The organism is Microbispora bryophytorum (genome assembly GCF_006874465.1).
In the GTDB taxonomy this organism is placed as follows: domain Bacteria; phylum Actinomycetota; class Actinomycetes; order Streptosporangiales; family Streptosporangiaceae; genus Microbispora; species Microbispora bryophytorum.
This window is the reverse complement of the sequence record NZ_VIRL01000002.1, coordinates 43,870-61,415: the sequence shown is the minus strand read 5'-3', so window position 1 is coordinate 61,415 and position 17,546 is coordinate 43,870. Positions and strand designations below refer to the sequence as shown.

General features: G+C 72.1%; 14 protein-coding genes. 10 read left to right on the top strand and 4 right to left on the bottom strand.

The window, feature by feature from the left end:
• Positions 1 to 68 precede the first annotated feature (68 nt).
• The 3 genes from FLX07_RS04505 to hflX all read right to left on the bottom strand — a co-directional run bounded on the left by FLX07_RS04505 (position 69) and on the right by hflX (position 4,050).
• The gene (locus FLX07_RS04505) at positions 69 to 923 is read right to left on the bottom strand and encodes a DegV family protein (protein WP_142568179.1); all 855 of its coding nucleotides are present in this window, start codon (positions 921 to 923) and stop codon (positions 69 to 71) included.
• A gap of 62 nt (positions 924 to 985) precedes the next feature.
• Positions 986 to 2,194, bottom strand: a complete 1,209-nt coding sequence (hutI, locus tag FLX07_RS04500; RefSeq protein ID WP_142568178.1) for an imidazolonepropionase — start codon at positions 2,192 to 2,194, stop codon at positions 986 to 988.
• 452 nt (positions 2,195 to 2,646) lie between these two features.
• A complete protein-coding gene (gene hflX, locus FLX07_RS04495; protein WP_223852731.1) occupies positions 2,647 to 4,050 on the bottom strand; it encodes a GTPase HflX in 1,404 nt (467 codons plus the stop codon).
• Positions 4,051 to 4,383: 333 nt separating this feature from the next.
• On the opposite strand from hflX, the gene FLX07_RS04490 reads away from it, so the two are divergent.
• Complete coding sequence (locus FLX07_RS04490) at positions 4,384 to 5,736, top strand: FAD-binding oxidoreductase (RefSeq protein ID WP_142568176.1); 1,353 nt, start codon at positions 4,384 to 4,386, stop codon at positions 5,734 to 5,736.
• Between the two features lie 6 nt (positions 5,737 to 5,742).
• Here the strand turns inward: FLX07_RS04490 and FLX07_RS04485 are convergent, their stop codons facing one another.
• Entirely contained in the window at positions 5,743 to 6,423 is a 681-nt protein-coding gene (locus tag FLX07_RS04485; protein ID WP_142568175.1) for a DUF4097 family beta strand repeat-containing protein, read from the bottom strand.
• A 146-nt stretch (positions 6,424 to 6,569) separates the two neighbouring features.
• On the opposite strand from FLX07_RS04485, the gene aceB reads away from it, so the two are divergent.
• The 9 genes from aceB (at position 6,570) to FLX07_RS04440 (ending at position 17,443) form a co-directional block, all read left to right on the top strand.
• The gene (gene aceB, locus FLX07_RS04480; RefSeq protein ID WP_142568174.1) at positions 6,570 to 8,159 is read left to right on the top strand and encodes a malate synthase A; all 1,590 of its coding nucleotides are present in this window, start codon (positions 6,570 to 6,572) and stop codon (positions 8,157 to 8,159) included.
• A gap of 24 nt (positions 8,160 to 8,183) precedes the next feature.
• Complete coding sequence (locus FLX07_RS04475) at positions 8,184 to 9,635, top strand: FAD-linked oxidase C-terminal domain-containing protein (protein ID WP_142568173.1); 1,452 nt, start codon at positions 8,184 to 8,186, stop codon at positions 9,633 to 9,635.
• Positions 9,635 to 11,023 carry an FAD-binding oxidoreductase gene (locus tag FLX07_RS04470; RefSeq protein WP_142568172.1) on the top strand — a complete coding sequence of 463 codons (1,389 nt, stop codon included), beginning with the start codon at positions 9,635 to 9,637 and terminating at the stop codon, positions 11,021 to 11,023. Before FLX07_RS04475 ends, FLX07_RS04470 begins: the two co-directional genes overlap by 1 nt.
• Positions 11,023 to 12,252 carry a (Fe-S)-binding protein gene (locus FLX07_RS04465; protein ID WP_142568171.1) on the top strand — a complete coding sequence of 410 codons (1,230 nt, stop codon included), beginning with the start codon at positions 11,023 to 11,025 and terminating at the stop codon, positions 12,250 to 12,252. The genes FLX07_RS04470 and FLX07_RS04465 overlap by 1 nt, the downstream gene beginning before the upstream one ends.
• A gap of 112 nt (positions 12,253 to 12,364) precedes the next feature.
• Positions 12,365 to 13,099: an IclR family transcriptional regulator gene (locus FLX07_RS04460; protein WP_229689958.1), complete on the top strand. Its 735-nt coding sequence runs from the start codon at positions 12,365 to 12,367 to the stop codon at positions 13,097 to 13,099.
• Between the two features lie 29 nt (positions 13,100 to 13,128).
• Positions 13,129 to 13,347, top strand: coding sequence for a DUF2277 domain-containing protein (locus FLX07_RS04455; protein WP_142568170.1), 219 nt, complete (start codon positions 13,129 to 13,131; stop codon positions 13,345 to 13,347).
• A gap of 217 nt (positions 13,348 to 13,564) precedes the next feature.
• The gene (locus tag FLX07_RS04450; protein ID WP_142568169.1) at positions 13,565 to 15,526 is read left to right on the top strand and encodes an FHA domain-containing protein; all 1,962 of its coding nucleotides are present in this window, start codon (positions 13,565 to 13,567) and stop codon (positions 15,524 to 15,526) included.
• Between the two features lie 223 nt (positions 15,527 to 15,749).
• Positions 15,750 to 16,397, top strand: coding sequence for an RNA polymerase sigma factor (locus tag FLX07_RS04445; RefSeq protein WP_308424437.1), 648 nt, complete (start codon positions 15,750 to 15,752; stop codon positions 16,395 to 16,397).
• Positions 16,397 to 17,443: a CU044_5270 family protein gene (locus tag FLX07_RS04440; RefSeq protein ID WP_142568168.1), complete on the top strand. Its 1,047-nt coding sequence runs from the start codon at positions 16,397 to 16,399 to the stop codon at positions 17,441 to 17,443. The genes FLX07_RS04445 and FLX07_RS04440 overlap by 1 nt, the downstream gene beginning before the upstream one ends.
• Positions 17,444 to 17,546: the final 103 nt, after the last annotated feature.

The window sequence follows — 17,546 nt, the reverse complement described above, 5'->3', positions numbered from 1 at the left end:
TAGGGACACGCCAGGCCCCCACTCGCCGCCGAACGCGATTCTGTGGACAACCCGCGAACCCCGGACGCTCAGTTCACAGTGGCGGGGGCGACGGTGACGCCGAGCATGCCGGGGCCGACGTGGGCGCCGAGGACAGGCCCGACCTCGGCCACCCACATCCGCACAAGCCTGGGCAGCCGTGCCGTCAGGCCCTTGGTGAGCGCCTCAGCTCGCTCGGCCGCCATCAGGTGCTGCACGGCCACGTCGACCGGCCGGTCCCCGGCCACGTCGACGGCCAGATCCTCCAGGCGGGCGAGGGCACGGCTCCCGGTGCGGACCTTCTCCAGAACACCGATCTCACCGTCGGCCATGCGCAGCAGCGGTTTGATCGACAGCGCCGAGCCCAGGAGGTTGGTCACCCGGCCGATGCGGCCGCCGTGCCGCAGGTAGTCGAGCGTCTCGACGTAGAAGAACGTGCTCACGGCAGCGGCCCGCCGCCGGGCCACGCCGGCCACCTCGGCGGCCGGGGCTCCCGCCGCGGCCGCCCGCGCGGCGTCCAGCACCGCGAAACCCAGGCCCATGGCGATCGACCCGCTGTCGACGACCTCGACCGGCACGGGGGCCTCACCCGCGGCGAGTCGCGCGGAGTCCGCGGTGCCGGACAGCGCCCCGGACAGATGGACGGAGACGATCGCGGCGGCGCCGTTCTCGGCGGCCCGCCGGTAGGCGTCGGCGAAGCGCTCGGGGGCCGGGCGCGAGGTGAGGATCGGTGAGCGGCCCTTGAGGGCGTGCGCGAGAAGACCGGCGTCGAACGGGGTCACGTCGTCGATCTCGCGATCGCCCAGGATCACCCGAATCGGCACGACGGTGATGTTCCATCTGCCGGTCGCCTCGGCGCCCAGGTACGCCGTGGAATCAGTGACGACTGCGACAGGTGGTGACATATCGCGAGATTACCCCCGGACGATCACCTGGCAACCCCTTCGTGAACGTTCAGGGCACACGGTCACTGGACCGGTACGCCGCCCCGCCAGACGCGACGCGGCTTGAGACCGAACGACCAGGCGAACGCGCCCTCGTGGTCGGCGTCCCACTGGACGATGTCGGCGAGGCGGCCGGGGGCGAGGATGCCGCGGTCGGGAGCGCCGAGGACCTGGGCGCCGCCCAGCGTGGCGGCCCGCAGGGCGTCTCCGACGCTCATCCCGAAGGCCGCCACCGCGAGGCTGATGACCAGGGACATCGAGGTGATGCCGCAGTGGCCGGGGTTGTGGTCGCTGCCGAGCGCGATCGGGACGCCCTGGGCCAGCATCCGGCGCACCGGCGGTAGGTGGCCCACCTGCAGGGCCGCGCCCGGGCAGACGACGGCGGGCACGCCGTACCTCGCCATCAGGGCGACGTCCTCGTCCGAGGCGTGGTGGAGCAGGTCGGCGGAGGCGCAGCCCATCTCGGCCGCGAGCTGGACGGCGCCACGCCGGTTGTAGGCGCCGGCGTGGATGCGCGGCAGCAGGCCGACGTTGCGGCCGGAGGCCAGCACCCAGCGCGCCTCCTCGGCGGTGAAGTGACCGTCGTCGCAGTAGACGTCCACGCTGTCGGCTCCGGCGCCGGCGGCGTCCGCGCACCATGAGGCCACGGCCTCGACGTAGTCGCGCTGACGGCCGAAGTATTCCGGCGGCACCACGTGGGCGGCAAGGAACGTGACGTGGACCCGCGGCATCATCGGCTCTTTCTCGAGCTCGCGCAGCAGCCGCACGTCGGCCAGTTCGCCGTCGCGGGTCAGGTGGTAGCCGGTCTTCGCCTCGACGGTCGTGGTGCCGCCGAGCAGCCACTCGCGCAGCCGCTCGCGGACCCCGTTGCACAGCGTCCAAGGGTCGGTGCCGCGCGTGACGGTGACGGTCGAGCCGATGCCGCCGCCCGCCGCCGCGATGGCCGAGGAGCTGGACCCGCCGGAACGCATGGCCATCTCGGCGTAGCGGTTGCCGGCGTACACAGGGTGGGTGTGCGCGTCGATGAGCCCGGGCGTGACGAGCGCGCCGCCGAGGTTCTCCACGTGGTCGACGTCGACGATGTCGTCGACGACACCGGGAACGCTCTGTGGGAGGTCGGCCGCGCGGCCGACCCACGCGATCCGGTCGTTGTGCACCAGGATCGCGGCATTGCTGCACACGTCGTGCCCGGTCCAGAGCCGACCGATGTTCGTGAGAAGGCGAACGGTCATCCGATCACCTGCCTAACACCCCGGAACGCCGAACGGTCCCCACCTGCGGGCGCCAGGCCCGCCGGGTCCGCTTCGCGTCCGGACGTCATTGGGGGGTCTCCTGCCTCATCGCGCACCGATGTTGTGCGATGACCCTACCGCCGGGGTCTCGAACCCGGGCGATTCAGTTCAGTTACGGTATTTCACAGGTGGGCTTGATGTACAGGGTTAGCGACAGAAACGTACGCCGGTCTCATGCGCATCGCCGCGCATCAGGAGTCTCACACGCTGCGGCGAGATCAGGATCGACAAGACCGATCCCATGTCCGCGAACGCCTTGGAAAGGGTGACCGCACTGCCTGGTGTCATGTTGTTACCCACGCCATAAGGTCCCATTAGGCTTTCCTTATCATAGCAAGGGCAACAGCTGGCGGGCCACCGACACGCCGGGTGGCCCGCCTGTGTTAGAGGCGTCAGACGGTCTCGACGGGTTTGGCCACCCGGTCCAGCTCCGCGTACAGGTCGGCGAAGACCCGGGCGTGCAGGATCGTGCCGTCGCCGGTGTGCTCCAGCGACAGGACCTCGCCCTCGTTGTGCGCCCGTGCGATCAGGTCACCCCTGTCGTACGGCACCAGCAGCCTGATCTCGTGGTCGAGGCGGGGCAGCTCCCGCTCGATCACGGACATCAGCTCGCCGATCCCGGCCCCGGTGCGGGCGGAGACGACGATGCTGTGCCGCTCCTTCATCGTCAGCCGGGTCAGCACGACGGGATCGGCGGCGTCGGCCTTGTTGACGACCACGATCTCCGGGATGTCCCGCGCGCCCTCGATCTCGGCCAGCACCTCGCGGACGGCCGCGATCTGCGACTCGGGATCGGGATGCGACCCGTCCACGACGTGGAGGATCAGATCGGCGTCCGCCACCTCCTCCAGCGTCGAGCGGAACGCCTCGACGAGCTGGTGGGGCAGGTGCCGTACGAAACCGACCGTGTCGGCCAGCGTGAACAGGCGGCCCTCGGACGTGCGGGCCTTGCGCACCGTGGGGTCGAGGGTCGCGAACAGCGCGTCCTCGACCAGCACGCCCGCGCCGGTCAGCCGGTTGAGCAGCGACGACTTGCCGGCGTTGGTGTAGCCGGCGATCGCCACGGCCGGCACCTCGCGGGCCTGCCGCCGGTGCCGCATGGTCTGCCGTGCGGTCGACATCTCCTTGATCTGCCGCCGCAGCTTGGCCATCCGCTCGCGGATCCGGCGCCGGTCCAGCTCGATCTTGGTCTCACCGGGGCCGCGGCCGCCGATGCCGACGCCGCCGGCGGCACGACCGCCGACCTGGCGGGACAGATTGCCACCCCAGCCTCGCAGACGCGGCAGCAGATACTGCAGCTGCGCCAGCTCGACCTGCGCCTTGCCCTCGCGGCTCTTGGCGTGCTGCGCGAAGATGTCGAGGATCAGCGCGGTCCGGTCGATGACCTTGACCTTCACGACCTCTTCGAGCTGGCGGAGCTGACCGGGCGTCAGCTCGCCGTCGCAGATCACGGTGTCGGCGCCGACGGCGGCCACGATGTCCCGCAGCTCGATCGCCTTGCCCGATCCGATGTAGGTGGCGGTGTCGGGCCGGTCGCGCCGCTGGATAAGACCGTCCAGCACCTGCGATCCGGCGGTTTCGGCCAGCAGCTTCAGCTCCTGCAGCGAGTTCTCCGCGTCCAGGGCCGTGCCGCCCGCCCAGACGCCGACAAGGACGACGCGCTCCAGCCGGAGCTGCCGGTACTCGACTTCGGTGATGTCTTCGAGCTCTGTCGACAGACCCGCTACGCGGCGGAGCGCCTGGCGCTCTTCCAGTTCGTAATCGCCCACGGCGAGGTCTTCGGGCTCGTTTCGCATATATGTCATCTCTACTAGACAGAACAGTCGGACACCGCAATGCCTTCCCGGCCCCGGGTGCCTTCCGTCGATGGTGACACGCCCCCGGGACGTGCGCACTCCCTTATGTGCCCAGATCTCATGAACACAGTTCTCACGGACACAGATCCATAGGCCCGGTTCTCATGGCGCCCGCCGCGGCGGGTGCGGACGGCGATCACGCCGAGGGAAACCGGATTCCTGCCGAAAGACCAGACGATTCCGAGCTGATTGCCAATCACCGGCAAACGGGATGTAGCAGGGTTGATCACGAGCGGGGCCGACCGGCGCCGCCGGACGCAGCAGGAGGAGAGCGTGACAACCCTGGGAACCGACCTTCGCCGTGCGGTACGCGGGCAGGTCCTCGTCCCCGGCGACGACGGATTCGAGGCCGCGCGACTGCCGTGGAACCGAGCGGTCGACCAGCGGGTGGCCGCGGTTGTGGAGGTCGAGGACGCGGCCGACGCCGCCGCCGCGGTCCGCTGCGCGAGACTGGCCGGCCTCGCCGTCGCGGTGCAGCCGAGCGGGCACGGCGCCACGACCCACCTCGACGGGACGATCCTGCTGCGCACCGGACGGTTGCGCGGCATGGAGGTCCTGCCGGAGCGGCGCACGGCCCGCGTCGAGGCCGGCGTGCGGTGGGGCGAGTTGCTGACCGCGACGGGCAAGCACGGGCTGACCGGCCTGCCCGGCAGCTCTCCCGTCGTCAGCGTCACCGGCTACACCCTCGGTGGCGGGCTCGGGTGGTTCGCCCGCAGGCACGGCTGGGCGGCCGGCGGCGTACGCGCCTTCGAGGTGGTCGGCGCCGACGGCTCGCAGGCCCGCGTGACGGCCGGCTCCGACCCCGATCTGTTCTGGGCGCTGCGCGGCGGCGGAGGCGACTTCGCGCTGGTGACCGCGATGGAGATCGACCTGCACCCGGCGCCGCTGCTGTACGGCGGGCGCATGCTGTGGCCCGCCGACCGGGCGCCCGAGGTGCTCGCGGCCTACCGGGAGGTGACCGCGGCGGCGCCCGTGGAGTTGACCGCCTGGTTCGCGATGGTGAAGTTCCCGCCGGCGCCCCAGGTGCCCGAGCCGCTGCGCGGGCTCGCCGCGGTCGCGGTGGACTCGACGTTCCTGGGCGGCGAGGAGGAGGGGTGTGACCTGCTGCGGCGGTTCGAGGACATTCCCGGCCTGCTGCGCGACAGCCGCGCGGCGATGCCGCTGGACGCCCTGGGCGGCATCTGCGCCGAGCCGACGCAGCCGGTGCCCGGCGCGGGCCGCGCCGAACTGCTGACCGGACTCGGCGACGCCGTGGCGGACGACCTGCTCGCGGCCGCGGGCGACGTCGCTCCCCTGGGCACGGTGCAGGTGCGGCACCTGGGCGGCGCGCTGAGCCGGCCCGCCGACGGCGGCGGGGCGTGCGGGCACGTCGCCGAGCCGTACCTGCTGAGCATGGTGGGGCCGGTGATGTCGCCGGAGGGCGGGCAGGCGGTCACCGCGCGGCTGGCGCAGATCGCCGGGGCGCTGGCGCCGCACACGACCGGCCGCAAGCCGTTCACCTACCTGAACGGCGACGAGAAGGCCGCCTCCGCGTTCGACGCGGAGACGCTGGCCCGGCTGCGTGAGATCAAGCGCCGCCGCGACCCCGACGGCGTCTTCCGCGCCGGCCGGCCGGTGCTCGCCTGACGGCGATCACAGCTTGTGCACCTCGGCGTCGCCCGATCCGGTCCTGACCGTGATCGCGTTCGGCGCCGAGGCGTCGTCCGGCACCTCGACCGTGCGGTCGCCGCTCCCCGACGACACGTTGACCTTGTAGGCGCCGTTCGGCACCCAGAGCCGGCCGTCGCCCGATCCGGTCACGGCCTGCACGTCCGCGGGGACGGCCGAGAACCTGAGTGTGATGTCTCCCGAGCCCGTCCGGGTGTTGACCTGCGCGGCGGCGAGGCCCCGCGCCTCGACGTCGCCCGAGCCGGTGGAGGCGTTCACCTGGCCGGTCAGGTCGCGCAGCGTGATGTCTCCCGACCCACTGTCGATCTTCATGGTGAGACCGCGCGGCACCTCCACCTCGTAGTCCACCGAGCAGTTGTCGCACTTGTACTTCAGCGTGAGCGTGTCCCCGCCGACGGAATGGCCGTCCGTGGGCTTGTCCCCGCGCCAGTGCAGGGTCTCGGTGACGTGGACGCCGGACCTGTCGCCCTCGCGCACCACGACGTCGCCCGAGCCGGTGCGGGCGTCGAGGACGGCCACCTTGTCCGTCACGTCGTAGGACTCCACGGCCTGCTGCTCGCCGAAGCCAAATGGCACGTCGCATGCCGTCGCGACGAGGCTCATTCCCAGGACGGCCCCCGCAATGGCCATCGTCTTGTGTCTCATGTCCTCGATCTTCGGCCATGCGTGCGGCGTCTCCCATCGGGGAATCCCCGGACCATCCCCTGAGGAACCCCTTGCGTTGACCCTCAGCCGCCTCCTGAAGTAGCGTCGATTCCATCATTCAGAACTATTTTTCCGGAAGGTGGAAAATGACGGAAGGCGTCGAGATCACAGGCCCCCTGCTGGACCGGTTCGACGAGATCCTCACTCCCGAGGCCCTCGGCTTCGTGGCCACCTTGCAGCGCGAGTTCGACCCCAGGCGCAGGGAGCTGCTCGCCGCGCGTCAGGCGCGGCAGGAGGAGCTGTCCGCGGGCGGCACGCTCGATTTCCTTCCCGGGACGGCCCATGTCCGCGAGTCCGAGTGGCGGGTCGCCCCGCCCGCTCCGGGGCTGGAGGACCGCCGGGTCGAGATCACCGGGCCGGTCGACCGCAAGATGACGATCAACGCGCTCAACTCCGGCGCCAAGGTCTGGCTGGCCGACTTCGAGGACGCCAACTCCCCGACCTGGGAGAACACGATCAACGGGCAGCTCAACCTGCGCGACGCCCTCGACCGCACGATCGACTTCGAGTCGGGCGGCAAGGCGTACGCGCTGCGCCCGGACGGGGAGCTGGCCACGATCGTGGTCCGCCCGCGCGGCTGGCACCTGCCGGAAAAGCACGTCCTGGTGGACGGCGCGCGGATGTCCGGGTCGCTGCTCGACTTCGGCCTCTACTTCTTCCACTGCGCCCAGCGGCAGATCGCCAAGGGCCGCGGGCCGTACTTCTACCTGCCGAAGATGGAGTCGCACCTGGAGGCGCGGCTCTGGAACGACGTGTTCGTCCGGGCCCAGGAGTTGCTCGGCATTCCCCGGGGGACGATCCGGGCGACCGTGCTGATCGAGACCTACCCTGCCGCGTTCGAGATGGAGGAGATCCTCTACGAGCTGCGCGAGCACTCCGCGGGGCTCAACGCCGGCCGCTGGGACTACCTGTTCAGCGTCATCAAGAAGTTCCGCACCCGAGGGCGGGAGTTCCTGCTGCCCGAGCGCAACGCGGTGACGATGACCGCGCCGTTCATGCGGGCCTACACCGAACTGCTCGTGCGCACCTGCCACAAGCGCGGCGCGCACGCGATCGGCGGCATGGCGGCCTTCATCCCCTCCCGCCGCGATCCCGAGGTCAACAAGGTCGCGCTGGAGAAGGTGCGGGCCGACAAGACCCGCGAGTCGGGCGACGGCTTCGACGGCTCGTGGGTGGCCCACCCGGACCTCGTGCCGATCTGCCGCGAGGTGTTCGACGGCGTGCTCGGCGACCGGCCCAACCAGCTCGACCGGCGGCGCGAGGACGTCCACGTCGCGGCCGAGGACCTGCTGGCGGTGTCCAAGACCCCCGGCGAGATCACCGAGGCCGGGCTGCGCGGCAACGTGGACGTCGGCCTGCGCTACCTGGCGGCCTGGATGGGCGGCAACGGCGCCGCGGCGATCCACAACCTGATGGAGGACGCAGCGACGGCGGAGATCTCCCGATCGCAGGTCTGGCAGTGGATCCACAACGACATCGCGCTGGCCGACACCGGCGCGGTGGTGACACGGGAGCTCGTCGAGCGGATCATCGAGGAGGAGCTCGCCGGGATCGCCGCCGGGCCGGGCTACGACGAGAAGCTCTACGCGCAGGCAACGGCGCTGTTCAAGGAGGTCGCCCTTGACGACGACTTCGCGGAGTTCCTCACGCTTCCTGCCTACGAGCGGATGCCGTGACGATGTGAGGGGAAACGGGAGCCGATGTCCGAGCTCGAACGGCTGACGGAACGGCTGACGGCCGCGCTCCCGCCGGACGCCGTCCTCACCGATCCCGTACGGCTGCGCACCTACGAGTGCGACGGGCTGACCCACCACCGGGCGACCCCCGGTGTGGTCGTGCTGCCCGAGACGGCCGAGCAGGTGGCCGCGGTGGTGCGGCTGTGCGGCGAGCACGGCGTGCCCTTCGTCGCCCGCGGGTCGGGCACCGGCCTGTCGGGCGGCGCCCTGCCCCGCACGGACGGCGTGCTGATCGTCACCTCCCGCATGCGGCGGATCCTGGAGATCGACATCCCGAACCGCCGGGCCGTGGTCGAGCCCGGGGTGACGAACCTGGCGATCACCGAGGCGGTCCGCGACCGGGGGTACTACTACGCCCCCGACCCCTCCAGCCAGCAGGTCTGCTCGATCGGCGGCAACGTGGCGGAGAACTCGGGCGGCGCGCACTGCCTCAAGTACGGCTTCACGGTCAACCACGTGCTCTCCGCGGAGATCGTCACGCCGGACGGGGAGATCGTGGAGCTGTCCGCTCAGGACCCCGGCTACGACCTGCTCGGCGCGTTCATCGGCTCCGAGGGCACGCTCGGCATCGCCACCAAGATCACCGTACGGCTGTCGCGGGCGCCGGAGGTGGTCACGACCCTGCTCGCCGCCTTCACCGGCATCGAGGCCGGCGGCCGCGCCGTGTCGGCGATCATCGCGGCGGGCGTCGTGCCCGCCGCCATCGAGATGATGGACGCGCTGGCGATCGAGGCGGCCGAGGCCGCCGTGCACTGCCGCTACCCCGCCGGTGCGGGAGCCGTGCTGGTGGTGGAGCTGGACGGCCCGCATGCCGAGGTGGAGCACCAGTTCGCGGCCGTGGAGCGCATCTGCCGCGACAACGGCGCCTTCGAGATCCGGGTGGCCGCCTCCGCGGAGGAGCGGGCGGCCATCTGGAAGGGCCGCAAGTCGGCGTTCGCGGCGGTGGGCCGGATCAGCCCGGCGTACATCGTGCAGGACGGCGTGGTGCCGCGGACCGCGCTGCCGCGTGTGCTCGCGGGGATCGACCTGTTGCAGGAGGAGTACGGCATCCGGGTGGCCAACGTCTTCCACGCGGGCGACGGCAACCTCCACCCCCTCGTGCTGTTCGACGACTCGGTGCCCGGGGAGGCCGAGCGCGCCGAGGCCGTCAGCGGGCGCATCCTCGACCTGTGCGTCGAGCACGGCGGGTCGATCACCGGGGAGCACGGCGTCGGCGTGGACAAGGCCCGCTACATGCCCCGGATGTTCACCGAGGACGACCTCGACACCATGCAACTCGTGCGGTGCGCGTTCGATCCCCGGGGGCTGGCCAACCCGGGCAAGGTCTTCCCCACCCCCCGCCTGTGCGGCGAGGTTCCGGGAGTGCGCAGGGGCGCCCATCCCCTGGTCGAGGCCGGTCTCGCGGAGCAGTTCTGATGGCCGCGCGGGACGTCGGGGACGCGCTGGAGGCGGCCGGTGTGGCCGTGCGCGCGGCCGGCGACGGGGACGAGGTCGCGGGCGTGCGGCCGCGCTGGGTGGCGCTGCCCGAGTCGGCCGAGGAGATCGCGGCCGTGATGCGGGTGTGCGCGGCGCACGACCTGGCCGCCGTCGCGACGGGCGGCGGGACCAAGCTGCACTGGGGCGCACCGCCCGACCGCTGCGACGTGCTCGTCGACCTGTGCTGCATGAACCGTCCGCCGGAGCACGCGGCGGGCGACCTGGTCGTCCGGGCGCAGGCCGGGGTGACCGTGGAGGCGCTGGCGCGCGCTCTGGCCGAGGGAGGTCAGGAGCTCGCGCTCGACGTGCCGGTGCCGGGCACGACGGTCGGCGGGCTGCTGGCCACCGGCATCGCCGGGCCGCGCAGGTTCCGACACGGCACGGCCCGCGACCTGCTCATCGGCGTCACGGTCGTGCTCGCCGACGGCACGATCGCCAAGTCGGGCGGGAAGGTCGTCAAGAACGTCGCCGGATATGACCTCGGCAAGCTGTTCACCGGCTCGTACGGCACGCTCGGGATCATCGCGGACGCGACGTTCCGCCTCCATCCCCTGCCCGCCGCCCGCGCCTGGGTGACGGCGACCGTCGAGCGTCCGGTGACCGAGACGTACGGGACCTGGACGAACGAGGACGGCCTGACCTTCGAGACTCTCACCACCGACCTCGCCGGGTCTCTGGCGACGATGGTCCCCGCGGTGACCGAGTCGCCGTTGGAGCCGAGCGCCGTGGAGATGGACTGGCCCGACGCGGAGGGGCCCTGCACGGTCGCGGTCCTGGTCGAGGGCGCCGCCGCGGCCGAGCGCGCCAAGGCCCTGTGCGCCCTCATCGGCGGCGCGCTGAGCGACGCGCAGGTGACCGAGGAGCCGCCGCCGTGGTGGGGACGCCTGCCCGAGCCCCCGGCACCGGACGGGCCGCCCGGCCCCCTGGGCGCGGGCACGGGTGCGGGCGACGGCGACGGCGGGGAGATCCTGCTGGAGGTCAGGAACGTCCCCTCCCGCCTGGCCGGCAGCTTCGTCGGCCCCTTGACGGCGGCCCGTGAGGCGGGCGTGCACGCGGCGGTGCGCGGCTCCCTGGCCTCGCACGTCTTCCACGTCGCCCTGCCGCCGGACACCGAGCCCCGCCGGGTCGCCGCCTTCACGGGCGGGCTGCGGGCCCACATGGAGACGGACGGTGACGGCCGGGTGGTCGTGCTCGCCGCGCCCCAGGAGGCCGCGCGCCGCCTCGACCGGTGGGGACACGTCGGCGCGCTGCCGCTGATGCGCCGGGTCAAGGAGCGGTTCGACCCCGATCGCCGGCTGTCCCCCGGCCGCTTCCTGGGAGGCATCTGATGGACCCCGAGCTGATCAAGGACTGCGTTCACTGCGGGTTCTGCCTGCCCACCTGCCCGACGTACGTGCTGTGGGGCGAGGAGATGGACTCCCCACGCGGGCGCATCCACCTCATGGGCCAGCACGTCGAGGGCACGCCGCTCACCGACGCGATGGCCGGCCACTTCGACGCCTGCCTGGGCTGCATGGCGTGCGTCACCGCGTGCCCGTCGGGCGTGCGGTACGACCGCCTGATCGAGCAGACCCGCGCGGTCGTCGAGCGCGAGCACGTGCGCCGCCCCGACGAGCGCGCGATCCGGGCGCTGGTGTTCGCGCTGTTCCCCTACCGGCGCAGGCTGCGGGCGATGCGACTGCCCATGCGGCTGAGCAGGCGCCTGCAGCCGTTCCTGGAGCAGGTGCACCCCTCCCTCGGCGCGATGGCCGAACTGGCGCCCGACGCCCCCCGGCCCGTACGGCTGCCGCCGCTGGTGCGGGCGCGGCGACGCCGCAGGGCGCGCGTCGGGCTGCTCACCGGCTGCGTGCAGGGTGAGTTCTTCCCGCAGGTCAACGCGGCGACGGCCCGGGTGCTCGCGCTGGAGGGCTGCGACGTGGTGATCCCGCCCCGGCAGGGCTGCTGCGGGGCGCTGTCGCTGCACTCGGGCCGCGAGGCCGAGGCGCGCAGGTTCGCCCGCCGCACGATCGCCGTCTTCGAGCGAGCCGGGGTGGACGCCGTGGTGGTGAACGCGGCGGGCTGCGGATCGAGCATGAAGGACTACGCGGAGGTGCTGGCCGACGAGCCTGGCTGGGCGGCCCGCGCGCGGGCGCTGCGGACCCGCGACCTCGCGGAATTCCTGATCGAGCTGGGACCTGTCGCCGGGCGCCACCCGCTGCCGGTCACGATCGCCTACCACGACGCCTGCCACCTGGCCCACGCCCAGGGAGTGCGCGCCCAGCCGCGCGAGCTGCTGCGCGCGATCCCGGGGCTGGAGCTGCGGGAGATCGGGGAGTCCGCCGTCTGCTGCGGGTCCGCGGGCACCTACAACCTCTTCCAGCCCGAGGCGGCCCGGCAGCTGGGCGACCGCAAGGCCGAGCGCGTGCTCGCCGCCGGCGCCGACCTGCTGGTGTCGGCCAACCCGGGGTGCACGATGCAGATCGCGGCCTCCGTCCGCAGGGCGGGCAAGGGGGAGATCCGGGTCGCGCACACGGCCGAGGTGCTCGACGCCTCGCTGCGAGGGCTGGGGAGTGTCTGAGGCGCCGCCTGGGCCACGCGCAGCAGGGCTTGATTTGTCAGACACGACCGAGAACCCGGCATGCTGGGACGGTCCCCGCATTGCGGATGACACCGCCAAAGAGGAGGCTGCGGTGAGCGTGCAGAGCGTCGACCGGGCGCTGGACGTGCTCGAGGCACTGTCCGAGCAGGGCGGCCAGGCCGGTCTGTCGGAGATCGCCGCCATGACCGGCCTGCCGTACGGGACGATCCACCGGCTGTTGCAGACGCTGCTGGCCCGGGGGTACGTACGGCAGGAGTCCGACCGGCGTTACGCCCTCGGCGGCGCGCTCGTGCGGATCGGCGGCGCGGCCGAGCGGATGCTCGCGGTCTGGGCCGAGCCCTACCTCGCGAGGCTCGTGGAGCTGTCCGGCGAGACCGCCAACCTCGCCGTGCTGGAGGGCGACTACGTCGTCTATGTGGCGCAGGTGCCCTCACCGCGCAGGCTGCGGATGTTTGCCGAGGTGGGCCGCCGGGTGCTGCCGCACAGCACGGCCGTCGGCAAGGCCCTGCTGGCCGGGCGGGACGACGCGGAGGCGGTGTTCCGGCGCACCGGGCTGCCCCGCCGTACGGACCGGACGATCACTGCGGTCGGCGAGCTGCTGGAGGAGCTCGGCCGGGTGCGCGCCCGGGGGTACGCGCTCGACCTGGGCGAGGAGGAGAGCGGAGTGCACTGCATGGCCGTGCCGGTCCACGACGGCGGGCGGACCTTCGCGGCGATGTCGGTGTCCGGACCGGCCGAGCGCATCGACGCGGTCGACCGCGAGGAGCTCGCCGCGATGCTGCGCAAGGTGGCCGAGGACTTCGGCGCCGCCGTCTTCCACTCCTGACCGCACCGCGGATCGGCCAGTATGGGGTCATGTGCCGAAGCATCAAGACCCTGCGCCCGCCGTTCACCGACGAGGTGACCGAGGAGGACATCCGGGCGGCGGCCCTGCAGTATGTCCGCAAGATCTCCGGCTTCCGCGCGCCCGCCGCGCACAACGCGGAGGCGTTCGACCGCGCGGTCGAGGAGATCGCGCAGGCCAGCACGGCGCTGCTGGCCTCTCTCCAGGTGCGCGGCCCGGCGACCAGGTAACGCCCGGGGTGTCTCCGGCGGACGGCGGCTACGGCGCGGAGGTCCCCGCCGCCCGGCAAGCCGCCCTCGCGATCGCTGCCCGCGACCGCGCCCGCCTCGCCCGCGCAGGGGTGCGTGCAGGGGTGATTGCCTGCCCTGACTGGGACGCTTTGTCTCAGACGGGAAGCGTGTCACGATTGATGATCACATCGGCTTTCGAGGGAAAGGGGGCGGACCGATGCCACCTGCGATCGTCGGGCATGAAGGTCCCCTTGCCGGTCAGCGTTTCCCGATCGACGACAAGCCGATCACCTTCGGTCGCAGAGGCGACAACAGTGTGGTGATCACGAGTGAGAGGGCCTCGCGCTTCCACGCGGAGGTGCGCCGCGAGGCCGAGGGCTACGTGCTCCTCGACCGGGGCAGCAGCAACGGGACGCTGGTCAACGGCACGCGTGTCACCACGCATGTGCTCCGGCCCGGCGACACGATCACCATCGGAGGGGAGACGTTCCGCTTCGAGGCGTTCGACGACTCCGAGACGATCGTGAACACCTCCCTGATGCAGCACTTCCGCCCGTCGGTTCCGGACATCGAACCGGAGCAGGTCCTGCACGTCACCGTCTCCGGCGGCGGGCCCGTCGGGCTGGCCTTCGCCCTGCTCCTCGACCACCTCATGGGGCAACGGGTCACCATCACGATCTACGACGGCCGCTGGACCGAGGACGGGTCGCGGATCGTGTGGAAGAACGCGGCGCAGGGCAACAACCGGCGGCAGCAGGTCGTGACGGTGCAGAGCCGCCAGTATCTGAACCTCCCGGAGGACGTCCAGTCGCGGCTGTTCACCGAGGGGTCCTACAGCGAGATGTGGCCGGCCGGTCCGGACTCGATCCGCGGCTACGGCCCGCGGAACATCCGAATCGCCTACATCGAGGACACCCTGCTGGAGATGGCGAACGAGAGGTCCGCCCGCATCCGCCTGGTGCCCGAGAGATTCGACGCCGCGGAGCGCCAGGACGCCGTGGCCAAGGAGCACGTGCTAGCCATCTGCGAGGGAGGGCGCTCGCGGACCCGCGAGCACTTCACCGACAGGTTCGGCCGGGCCGACGACTCGATCTTCTCGCTCGACGGCCGGCACGTGCAGGACGTGGTGCTGGGGCTGCGGGTGAAGTCCAGCCTGCCTGACCCGGCGATCGTGCTGCTGACCGTGGCGCAGAACCGCTTCCTCCTGAATTCCCTGCGCGGCGAGGGCTTCCTCAACATGCGGCTCACCGACGACGAGGCCGCGGAGGTCGTCGGCATCGACCCCGTCCGGCACGTGTTCGAGGAGTGCGTCGCCTCCAGTCCCTGCCTGATGGAGCGCACCGAGGACGGGGACTTCCACTGCTCAACCCACCACACGCTGTTCCTGCCCGCCCTGATCAGGGGTTCGGCACTGTGGAGGAGGGCGAAGGAAGGGCTCGCGCTCTTCGGCGTCGCCGACGGCGACGTGAGCGCGGTCACCGCCTTCCGGCTGGACATGGTGCAGCGGCCGCGATTCACCGCCCGGTTGTACTCCCCCACCTCGACCACCCCGGGGACGTACGGGTTCCTCCTGGGCGACGCGGCCAACGCGATCCACTTCTGGCCGGGGCGGGGCCTCAACAGCGGGCTGGCGTCGGCCATCTCGCTGGCCCGGTCGCTCAACCGCAACTGGCGCGGCAGGCCGTTGCGGGACGCCGACTTCGTACGGCACGAGGCGGCGATGTCGATGCTGCAGTATCGGCACAAGAGCCGCGCGTGGAACGCGATGGTGACCGTCGACGATCAGGGGGTCACGCGGGCGATCAAGGACACGATCGTCCAGGGCATCGAGGAGGGCCACGCCGCCCCGGACAGGGAAGCGGACGTCGACGCCTTGATGGAGCGCCTGCGGCAGATCCGCGACCGCCTGTCACCACGTGTTCCCGGCATGCCCGACGACGCGACCCTCATCCGGCACCTGCACGAACTGCGGAGCGAGACGCTGCGCACCCTGCTGGCGAGCGGAGCTTGGGAGACGCTGACGGTCGGCGGCGAGGAGGTCGACATCGACATCTTCGACCAGCCGGTCTCCGCGGCGTCCCCCGTGGCGTCCCCCGTGGCATCCCCCGCGGAGGGGGCGCTCGTCGCGCGGCAGGCGGACGGGCAGACCATGCCGCCCGGCGGCACGCCCTCCGTCTGACGTCGCTCCGGCGAACCACGGAACCGGCCCGGGCCGTCCGGCGGAGTAGAGGCGAGGGGCGCGACGGCGCCCCCGGAAGGATAGCCTCTATGAACGGACAAAACGGGTGGTGAGGACGGTTTTCGGCGACCTATGCCTCCCCTCGGTCGCCCCGGCTCACGAACCCGGCGGCTCCCGCGACGGCACCGAAGCCTCCGGGGCCCGAACCGGGCCGTATGACACCGTGCCGTATGACACCGTGCCGTATTACACCGGGCCGTACCGGGCCGCACCGGACGGCGCCGAGCCTTATCACGCCGGACCGGACGACGCCGAGCCGAGCGACGCCGTGTTGATCGAGGCGTCGCTGACCGCGCCCGAGCGCTTCGCCGGCGTCTTCGACCGGCACGCGGACGAGATCCACGCCTACGCCGGCCGCCGCCTCGGGCCCGAGCACGCCGACGACGTGACGGCGGAGACGTTCCTCGTGGCGTTCCGCAAGCGGCACCGCTACGACACTTCGCGGCCGGACGCCCGGCCCTGGCTGTACGGCATCGCGGGCAACCTCATCTCCGGGCACCGCCGGTCGGAGGTGCGCCGGCTGCGGGCGCTCGCCCGTACGCCGCGCGACGTCGATGAGCGCGGCCTGCACGAGGAGGAGCGCGGAGCGGAGCGGGCGAGCGCCGCAGCCCTGCGGCCCGTCCTCGCCGCCGCGCTGGCCAGGCTGTCGGCCGCCGAGCGCGAGCTGCTCCTGCTGGTCGCCTGGGCCGACCTCTCCTATGAGGAGGCGGCCGAGGCGCTGAAGATCCCCATCGGCACCGTCCGCTCGCGCCTGCACCGCGTGCGCGCGAAGCTGCGCCGCCATCTCGACCTTCCCAAGGAGAACGTGTGATGACCGACGAGATCGACCTGGTGACGCGGGAACGGCCCGACGTCGCCCCCTACTCCCTGGCGGCCAAGGCGGCCGCACGACGGCGGCTGACCGGCCCCGCGAAGCGTCCCGCCCGCCCGCGTCCGCGGCCGTACCTGCTGCTCGCGGGTGGGACGGCGCTTCTCGCCGCGGCGGGGGTCGCGGCCGTCACCACCGTTCTGACGGGACCGCAGACGCAGACGGGCCCGCGGACCCGTCCGGTGGCGGTGAGCGCGGGGGTCGTGGCACTGCCGAAGGTGTCGAACATGTCGGCCGAGGAGGTACTGGGCAAGGCGGCCGGCGCGGTGACCGACCTGTCCCCGCGCGACGACCAGTTCGTCACGGTGAGCTCCCAGACGATGTACGAGGCCACCGTGGTCGGCGAGGACAAGAAGGAGTCCCGCTACCTCTATCGGACGAAGCGGACGATCTGGCTGTCGGCCGACGGCACGAAGGACGGCGCGCTGAAGGTCGAGTATCTGGAACCTCGCGCCTACCCCGGCTGGCCGATCCCGCCGGAGGCGTACAAGGAGAAGGGCACCGAGTGGATGCGGCTGCCCGCCTGTGACAGCCTGCGGGACACCGCCTACACGAGCCTGAAGAAGCTGCCCGCCGACCCGGAGAAGATGCGCGCCTACCTGTACGACCGGCCGCGCGGCGACAACCCGCCCGACACGGGGGCGTGGACGGCCGTCGGCGACCTGCTGCGGGAGACGTACGTGCCCGCGCCCCAGCGCGCGGCGCTGTTCAAGGCCGCCGCCACGATCCCCGGGGTCACGGTCAACGAGAGCGCCGAGGACGCCGCCGGACGGACCGGCATCGGCGTCGGCCGGGTCGCCGGCGGGGTGCGCGCGGAGATCATCTTCGACCCCTCCACCTACGAGCTGCTCGGGGAGCGCGGCATCGTCGTAGACGAGAAGGAGGCGAAGGCGCCCACCGGCAGCCTGGTGGCCTCGACCGCCCAGTTGGAGGTCATGGTCGACGACACCGCGCCGAAGGTGGACGACCCCCACGCCGGCTGCCTCTGATCGGCCGCCCGGAAGGTCGCCCGTAAGTGCGCGCACCCGCATGACCTGCTCGCCGGATGACGCGGGATGACGCCGGGCGCTGCCGGAGCGATCTGCCCTAAGA